Annotated in this window: 5 protein-coding genes; all 5 read left to right on the plus strand. The window is 42.0% G+C overall.

Annotated elements, in window-relative coordinates; genetic code table 11:
• Positions 1 to 487 precede the first annotated feature (487 nt).
• The 5 genes from HRJ06_RS09745 (at position 488) to HRJ06_RS09765 (ending at position 9,153) form a co-directional block, all read left to right on the plus strand.
• The gene (locus HRJ06_RS09745; RefSeq protein ID WP_174732475.1) at positions 488 to 1,825 is read left to right on the plus strand and encodes an MATE family efflux transporter; all 1,338 of its coding nucleotides are present in this window, start codon (positions 488 to 490) and stop codon (positions 1,823 to 1,825) included.
• A gap of 216 nt (positions 1,826 to 2,041) precedes the next feature.
• Positions 2,042 to 4,456, plus strand: a complete 2,415-nt coding sequence (gene nirB, locus HRJ06_RS09750) for a nitrite reductase large subunit NirB (protein ID WP_174732477.1) — start codon at positions 2,042 to 2,044, stop codon at positions 4,454 to 4,456.
• Between the two features lie 20 nt (positions 4,457 to 4,476).
• Positions 4,477 to 4,794: a nitrite reductase small subunit NirD gene (nirD, locus tag HRJ06_RS09755; protein WP_174732479.1), complete on the plus strand. Its 318-nt coding sequence runs from the start codon at positions 4,477 to 4,479 to the stop codon at positions 4,792 to 4,794.
• 12 nt (positions 4,795 to 4,806) lie between these two features.
• Positions 4,807 to 5,568, plus strand: coding sequence for a uroporphyrinogen-III C-methyltransferase (gene cobA / locus HRJ06_RS09760; protein WP_174732481.1), 762 nt, complete (start codon positions 4,807 to 4,809; stop codon positions 5,566 to 5,568).
• A gap of 144 nt (positions 5,569 to 5,712) precedes the next feature.
• Positions 5,713 to 9,153: a hypothetical protein gene (locus tag HRJ06_RS09765; RefSeq protein WP_174732483.1), complete on the plus strand. Its 3,441-nt coding sequence runs from the start codon at positions 5,713 to 5,715 to the stop codon at positions 9,151 to 9,153.
• Positions 9,154 to 9,295 lie beyond the last annotated feature (142 nt).

The following is a 9,295-nucleotide window of genomic DNA, read 5'->3' on the forward strand; positions in this document are numbered from 1 at the left end:
ATCTTAGGGAAAGAAATTCTTATAAATATAAAAATAATCCGTCAATGGGAGGCAACGATTTATTTCAAGCCAAAAAATACTAGGAACATTATGAGCCCCTAGTAAAATGAAGCATGTCCCTAAATTGATTAACTTGAACGTTTGCGCCGTCGCCGTCTGCGTCTTTTTTGTCTGTCATCATCAAATAAACTGTCTACCAGACGCTCAAGTCTCCTTTGAAGGCATCTGAATTTGGCTAGGCTAGATTGCATTTGTCATCACCTCCTCATAACCTCATGCTTTATCTTATGAATTTAAAGCTTTCTTTGTATAAACAAGCTGTCCATAAAAAATAAAAGGGCGCACTCAAAGAACGAAAAATTTTAGGCTGTTCAGACAGCCAGCTTTTTCTAGTCTCCTTATGCTTATCATTAGAGAAATCGGCTGAAATGCGAAATAATAGAAGCAAGTATTATGAAGCTTGTTTTTTTGGATGGAAGGTGTTTTTATGAGTCAGCAAGATTTTACAGAAGGCAGCATTCTAAAACAGATGATGGTTTTTTCTATTCCGATAATTCTCACAAACCTTCTGCAGGTTTCTTACCAATTTGTCGACAGCCTTTGGGTCGGCAACCTACTAGGCGCCAACGCTCTTGGTGCAATCGCGGTTTCTGGTACGGTTATATTCACGGTGTTATCTTTTATTATTGGAATCAATAATGCCGCCCTGACCATTTTGTCACAGCAAAAAGGAAAAGATAATGATGACGGACTGCGAAGATACCTAAATGCATTTGTGGTCCTGTTAACCCTTATGTCGATTACTATGGGTGCTGCGGGTTATTTATTTGCCGAGCAAATCCTTAGGTTCCTGCAAACACCTGAGGTCATGATTCCAGACGCGGTTATTTACTTGAAGATTAATTTTCTGGGAATTTTATTTTTATTTGGCTATAATTTTATCGGAACTGTTTTGCGTTCACTAGGAGACAGCCGGACTCCGTTAAAATTTGTGTTTGCCGCCGTAATTCTTAACAGTGTATTAGATCCTATTTTTATTAAAACCTTAGACCTGGGGATGCACGGTGCTGCTTATGCAACAATCGTCTCGCAGGGTGCTGCATTTTTATATGGCCTGTTTTTGATTTTAAAAAAAGATTTGGCTCCGTTCAGTTTCCCTAAACTGCCGGGACGCCAGGAGGTTAAAACCATCCTTGAGCTCGGAATCCCCTCAGGTTTACAGATGGCTGTTATCTCTGCAGGTGTAATGGCCATTATGAGTGTTGTGAATTCATTCGGAAGCGATGTAGTTGCTGGGTTTGGAGCTGCTCAGCGGCTGGACAGCATTATTATGCTCCCTGCAATGGCACTCGGGACTGCTGTAAACAGTATGGCTGGACAAAATATAGGAGCCAGCCAGTGGAACCGAGTCCATAAGATTGCTCGTTATGGTGTTTTATTTATGCTTAGCATCATGCTGACACTTTCCCTCATCATTGTGCTGTTTGCCGAATATGGAATCAGTTTATTTATTAGTGATAAGCAGGCAGTAAATTTCGGCTCACAATATCTTCAGGCAATTGCCTTTTTCTATCCGTTTTTAGGTTTGAATTTTATTTTAAATGGAGTTGTACGCGCAGCGGGAGCTATGTTTCAGATTCTAGTCTTAAACATCATCTCCTTCTGGGTGCTCAGGTACCCGTTAACCTTTTTATTTGCGAAGCTGTTCGGAGACGCCGGAATTGCCTATGGGATGGGTGCCAGCTTTATTGTCAGCAGCATAGTAGCTTATTTATATTATCGCTACGGAAAATGGGACCAAAAGGAGTTATTTGCTGAAAAATAGCAAACGGGCTATCCGACGGTTTCCATTTGAGCAGCTTTTATAGCTTAGAACATACGCCAGGTATCATCCGGAAATTTGGATGTTACTGGCGTTTTTTTGTATTTTCGTTCTAAAAATCGCGTTAGGTTTTCTCACACGTTTGTAGAATTAAGCGCTCGGGATTCTTATAATGAGGAACATATTAACCTCAACATTAACTTGATCGGAGGACGTTATATGACAAAACAAAAAATTGTACTAGTTGGAAATGGCATGGCTGGCATTCGTAGTCTAGAAGAGATCATAAAGCTAGAGAAAAATAAATTTGAACTGACTGTCTTTGGGAGTGAGCCTCATCCGAATTACGATCGAATTCAATTGTCAAAGGTATTGCAGGGGGATACTACTGTTGAGGATATTACACTGCATGACTGGAACTGGTACGAGAAAAATCAAATTACGCTCTATACTGGCGAGACTGTCATTAAAGTTGATACAGAAAACCAAATTATTTATTCAAATAAAAACCGTGCTGTCGAATACGATAAGTTAATTCTTGCTACTGGGTCCCTTCCGTTTATCCTGCCACTCCCTGGTGCTGATAAAAAAGGGGTAACAGCTTTTCGGAACATTGAAGACTGTCAAAAAATGATTGAATATTCAGCTCATTATAAGCGAGCAGCCGTTATTGGCGGGGGGCTGCTCGGCTTAGAAGCTGCTCGGGGATTACTGAATTTAGGCATGAAGGTGGATGTCATTCATATCTTTGATTACCTAATGGAACGCCAGCTTGATAAAACAGCGGGGAAGTTACTGCAAAAAGAGCTTGAAAGCCAAGGAATGAACTTTTTGATGAATAAGCAAACAGAAGCCATTGTTGGCGAGAACCGCGTAGAAGGCATACGCTTCAAGGATGGAGAATTGCTGGAAGCTGATTTGGTTGTTATGGCTGTCGGGATTAAGCCAAATGTCCAGCTTGCATGTGAAAGCGGGATACCAGTAAAGCGCGGCATCACGGTAAACGACTATATGGAAACCGGTATTCAGAATGTATTCGCAGTAGGGGAATGTGCAGAACATCGTGAAGTAGTGTATGGGCTAGTATCACCTCTTTACGAGCAAGGGAAAGCGCTAGCTAAGAAAATATGCGAGATCCCTGGAGAAGGCTATAAAGGGTCGACCCTTTCAACAAAACTAAAGGTTTCTGGAGTAGATGTATTTTCTGCTGGTGAAATCAACGAAAACACTAACACAAAAACAATAAAAGAGTTCAATGATTATCAGGGAACTTACAAAAAAATTCTTATTGAAGAAGGGCAAATATCTGGAGCAGTATTGTTTGGCAACACAAGCGAGAGCAGCAAATTGCTGAGAATGATTAATCAACGGTCCGATATTGACGATTATCTCGTAAGCAAAAAAACTGAGGATGGAGGTGTTAGCCTTGTTGCTGGTTTCCCTGACGAGGAAATCATTTGCGGATGCAACGGTGTAACAAAGGCAGACATTGTTGAAGCAATTCAATCACAAGGACTTAACACCTTTGAAGAGGTAAAAGGCTGCACAAGCGCCTCAAGATCCTGTGGGGGCTGTAAACCATTGGTCACTGACTTGCTAGGGCTGACAACAGGAACAGATAGCAGCCTAAGCAGTCAAAAAGAGCCTATTTGCGAATGTACTACATTATCAAGAGATGAGGTTGTTGCAGAAATACGTGATAAAAACTTGTCTCATACAAGAGAAGTTATGAATGTCCTAGACTGGAAAACTAGTGAAGGGTGTTCAAAGTGCAAACCTGCTCTAAACTATTATTTAGGAATGATTAACCCAGCCGAATATGAGGATGAGCGGGAGTCCCGCTATGTCAATGAGCGTCTCCATGCGAATATCCAAAAAGATGGCACATTCTCAGTGGTGCCTAGGATGTACGGCGGTGTAACAAACGCAAAGGATTTGAGGACCATAGCAGATGTAGCTGACAAATATAATGTCAAACTGATCAAATTGACTGGCGGACAGCGGATGGACTTGTTCGGGATCCAAAAGGAGGATTTGCCTAGTGTTTGGGCGGACCTTGATATGCCGTCTGGTTATGCCTATGGAAAAACACTGAGGACTGTAAAAACTTGTGTCGGCGAAAATTTTTGCCGCTTTGGAACCCAGGATTCAATCAGCCTAGGACAGATGCTTGAGAAGAAGTTTGAACGGGTGGGCACTCCTCATAAAGTTAAAATGGGCGTTTCGGCTTGTCCGCGAAATTGTGCAGAATCAGGGATTAAGGACGTTGGATTTGTAGGTGTCGATGGAGCATGGGAAATATATGTTGGCGGCAACGGCGGAACTCACTTAAAATCGGCTGATCTCCTATGCAAGGTTAAAACGACCGAGGAGATCATGGAAATCACAGGAGCATTTTTACAATATTACCGGGAAACGGCTAACTATCTGGAGAGAACTTCTGTATGGGTTCAGCGAATGGGACTCGATCATATTAAAGCAGTCATCGACGACGAAACTAACAAACAGCAGCTGAATGAGCGCCTGAATGATGCCCTGTCTGTATTAAAGGATCCTTGGAAAGAAGCCATTAACAGTGAGGAAATACAAAGTTCACTTTACAAAAGTGTAAAGGTACCCGTTGAAACAAAATAAAAAACCGGGAGGATACTCTTATGGAAAAAGTTCTTCAACGTAAAAAGGTGTCAACTTTATCGGAGCTTCCCAGGAACCTTGGAAAAACCGTTAGCATTGGCTCGCTCGAAGTCGCACTATTCCGACTGAATAATGGTGAGGTACGAGCTATTGAAAATAAGTGTCCCCACCGAGGCGGAGTCCTTGCCGAAGGGATTATAAGCGGAGAATATGTATTTTGCCCGATGCATGACTGGAAAATAAGTATTGCGGATGGTCAGGTTCAAAAGCCAGATACAGGCTGTGTCCAAACATTCGGGGTAGAAGTCGAGAACGAAGATGTTTATGTCCTATACTAGGGAGGTCTTGCAATGAGGAAAGTGTACTTAGTTGGAGCAGGGCCTGGGGACCCGGATTTAATAACCGTAAAAGCCTTAAACTGCATTAAATCAGCAGATGTCATTTTATATGATAGGCTCGTTAACAAAAGTTTATTAGAAGAAGCTAAACCAGATGCCACCCTCATCTATTGCGGAAAGCTTCCAAACTACCATTCGATGAAGCAAGAAACCATCAACAGCCTATTAGTGAAATATGCCAAACAAGGGAAAACAGTAACCCGGTTAAAAGGAGGAGATCCTTTCGTGTTTGGCAGGGGGGCAGAAGAGGCAGAAGCGCTGGCAAAAAATGGGATTCCCTTTGAAATTGTACCGGGTATTACTTCTGGGATAGCAGCTCCTGCCTACGCAGGAATACCTGTAACTCATAGAGAATTGGGCAGTTCATTTGCAGTCGTTACAGGCCATGGGAAAAAAGGAAGTCCTGATTGTGCAAACTGGCAACACCTGGCTAGGAGTGTTGATACCTTAGTTATTTATATGGGGGTCAGCAACTTGAAAACAATTTGCGAAAAGTTAGTTAAAAACGGAAAGAAGTGCAATACACCTGTCGCCTTAATCCACTGGGGCACTACAGCTGAACAACGAACTGTTATAGGAACTTTAAGTACAATCGTGGAAATAGGACAGAAGGAAAAAATCGAAAACCCAAGTATGATTGTGATAGGAGAAGTAGTTAAACTGCGAAAAAAAATTGCCTGGTTTAAAGAAGGAGTCCCTTGCTTTAACAGGTGAAGGAGTTTAAAAGGTGACAGGCACCATCCAAAAAAATGGATGGTGCCTGTCACCTTTTTTGCAAAAAAAGATTGAAATTTTTAATTAATGGTGTAATATTACACTAAAAGGTCATATTTGGAAGAGGAGTAGGGAGGGATGAACATGAATTACATCTCGCGTGATGAAAAGAGAAAGGTTTTCCGCAGTGAGTTACATAGCTTAAAGGAGTTCGGTCACATAACACAAGAACAATATGACGGAGTTACGAACGCTCATAATGAATACTGCCGAGAGCAGGAGGCTCAGGCTCAGATACAGCTTCAGTCAGCTCAGCAAGCCTCAAAATCGAATCCTATTCAGCAAACAATACAAAATCCTAAGCCACGGCCAAAACCAAAGCCTGAGAAAAAAAGGCTTTCTGCAGAAGAGGTGCGCGAACGGAACATAAGCTGGTCTTTAAATCTTGGTGTCATTATGCTGCTAATTGGCGGACTGTTTGTAGCGACTAGCAACTGGGATACGATGACGGACATAATGAAAGCAGGATCGATTGCCCTTGTTTCTCTGTTATTTTACGGTATCGCCTACATTGCAAACCGCTTTTTGAAAATCGAAAAAACAGCGTTTGCTTTTATCGTCCTCGGGAGTTTATTTTTACCGATTTTTATCCTCTCGTTAGGCTGGTTTGAACTCTTAGGCAATTACTTGTCGATAGAGGGAGAGGGGCGTTTTGTTCTCGGTGCTCTCGCTGGTTTGGTGTTAGTTCCGATTTACGGCAAACTTGCCCAAAGGCTTGGCTCACGTTTATTTGTTTGGTTTACGTTTTTTTCTCTCACTGCAGGCGCCGGATTTTTGCTTCGCTCCTTTAATGTCGGAAGTGACGGATTCTATCTTGGTATAATGGTTTACAATTCCTTGCTAATCGTTACCTTCCATATGCTAAAAAAACAACAAACCATGAAGCTGTTTTACAAAGAACTGGCCTCTTTTGCCCAGGTGAATCTGATTTTGTCCACCCTTTTCATGCTGCTCTTTTACAATAATCAGGTTATGTTTGGCTTCAATCTCATGCTGACCGCTGTAATTTATCTATCGATGATTTATGTGAGCGGACAAAAGGAATACCATTTCGTGTTTAGTGCAATGCTCGTATATGGTGCCTACCAGCTGTTGGAGCATTCACCCTTTGAGGAGGCGAGCCCAGTCTTTTATGCACTTTTAGGCTTCATCTTCCTGGCTGTTCCTCGCTTTCTTGATGACCAATTTGCATTGAATAAAGCCTTTCAATGGACGAGCGCAATCGTTTCATTGCTTGCTTTTCTTTATATTACCTTCGAAGGTTTGCTCTTAAAGATGGACAGCCATTCATGGGTACTCGTTATGGCTTACCTGTTAATTGCCGGAAATTTTGTTTATCTTGCGAATACAGCAAAACGAAAGATATTTACCTTTTTAAGCCCGATATTCCTTGCTGCAGCGATATATGAGGCAGTATGTCTTGTTCAGGAATTTCTACTGGCAGAGAGTCAAATCATGGCAGTATTTTCAGCTGGGATTCTGCTGTATGTCACGGCCGGTTGTTTCATAAAGCATAAGTCTCTCAACATTATCCGAGAAAGCTCAAGAGATACTGGCATAGGAATTATGTATCTTGCACTACTTGGCGGGCTCAGTTCTAGGAACTGGACTGAGCTCGGCATCATGCTTCTGGCCCTGTCATTTGTTTTCTATCTGCTGCCCAAGCTGGAAAAACGAACTTTATATCTTCAGATTGCACCTTTAGTTGCCCCCTCATTACTAGGGCTTTCTATACTGGCTTTTGGTGAAGAAATTAGAGGTTCCTCTGCTTTTTACAGAGAAGTGTTAGGATTAAGCGTCCATTTTGCATTCGCAGGGCTGTTCCTGATCAGTACCTGTTTCTTATGGAAAAAACAAGGAAACGCCGAATTATTTAAAAGCTCCATTTTTATTGCCAATGGATTTTACACAGCAGCAATGGCCATGGCGCTAGCTTATCCGATTGACCCAGTTTTCGTTCGTCCAGCTGTCTTTTTCATTGGAATAGTAATGTACATTGGTTTGTTGAAGTTTAGCGGCTTTAAGATCCTTGGCTACACAGCAGCAATTACAGCACTTTTCTTTTATTTTACTGTTTTAAATGCCCTTCATGTAGAGGACATATGGCCTCAGGCTTTGGAAATGTACCAATTTCTTTTAGGAGCACTATTGATTTTGGGAATTGCGGTGCTTCTGGTTAAAAAAGAACAGGTGTTAGCTCAAGGGTTTGCTTGGATCGGCTATATCTATCTTCCTGGTGCTTTAGTAATCAGTCTTTTCATAAGTTGGGAGGAATCCTATCCCGTTTTCTTAATCGGCGGAGCAGTATATGCTGCGGGACTGCGGTTTGTACAAAAAGAGTGGCTTATTAAGCTGTTCCTTTATGGAAGCTTTACGAGTCTGTTTGTGGCCCTTACTGCAGCCTTAAATGATTTCCTAATTGGCAGCCAGATTCATATTGCCTTCCTGATCGGGAGTATTCTTTTAGCTGTATTTTGGCTGGCAGCTACTACTAAATTTAAACATAGAACCATTTATTATCTCGTTCCTTTCTCCATTATTGGGATTATGGCATTTATAGCAGAGTATCCATTTGACTTACAATTGTACGGAGTAACCTTGCTGTACGCTGCAGCTTTGTTAGTTTTTCTTCACCATATAAAATGGGACCTAGTCACATTCCTGCCACTGCTGCAAATTTATTACGCTACCATCACAGCGGTTCAGCTGCTCGATATGGATAGCGCCTTGCCAAAATTAATCCCAGCCGTGTTAGGAATCGGCCTCATAGCTGCCGGCCAGCTCATTTACCCTAAACTCTGGGAGGTTGGTGGGAAGCTAGGGATAAAACATATTGATGCCTATACAATATTTTCGTTTCTATTTTTCTTCTTAATCTACGGTTTTGCTTCTATAGATGAGGAATTATGGGTTAAAATATTGCCCGGCCTGCTTATTTCTGCCAGTTTATGGCTGCAAAAAAGCCGTGTGCCCGCTTGGTGTACACCATTTGTTGTATTCCTGAGCGGAGCATGGCTGCTGCAGCCATACTACAGCCTAATTGAACATTTGAATATACCAGCTCTCTTTGAGCGGGAAGCCATCGTCTTACCATTCATTGCCTTAGGGATTTTCCTGCAAAAATCGATGAGAGGACAGTGGAGGAAGATTACAGCTCAAATTCAATGGGTCATTCTTATTCTTGTTGCGCTAGCCCTTGTCCAGGATGGACTTCAAAGCAATACGATATATGATGCACTGATAGTCGGCTCACTTTCACTCTTATCCATGCTTTCTGGAATGTGGCTTCGAATTAAATCTTACTTCTTTGTCGGAGCTGGAGTACTACTGTTAAACATTATCCTCCAAACACGGCCATTCTGGGGCAATATGCCATGGTGGGCGTACCTGCTGATCGCTGGCACCATCCTAATCAGCGTAGCCAGCTTTAACGAATGGAATAAACAGAAAGGTACGAAAGGAGATAAGAGTATTTTTATTAAAATAAAAGAAAAACTTCTTGGAGCGTTGAAAAATTGGCAGTAGTAGTGTAGAGTAAGAAACTGATTTCAAAGAGGAAGCCTTCCTGACTTCCTCTTTTACTTTCAGCTCCTCCTCATCAAACCGTACGTGAGGTTTTCCCTCATACGGCTTTCCGACGTTCTTCTTTCTTTGGCAGTACGTACTG

It is taken from the genome of Mesobacillus harenae (assembly GCF_013343715.1).
In the GTDB taxonomy this organism is placed as follows: domain Bacteria; phylum Bacillota; class Bacilli; order Bacillales; family Cytobacillaceae; genus Mesobacillus_A; species Mesobacillus_A harenae.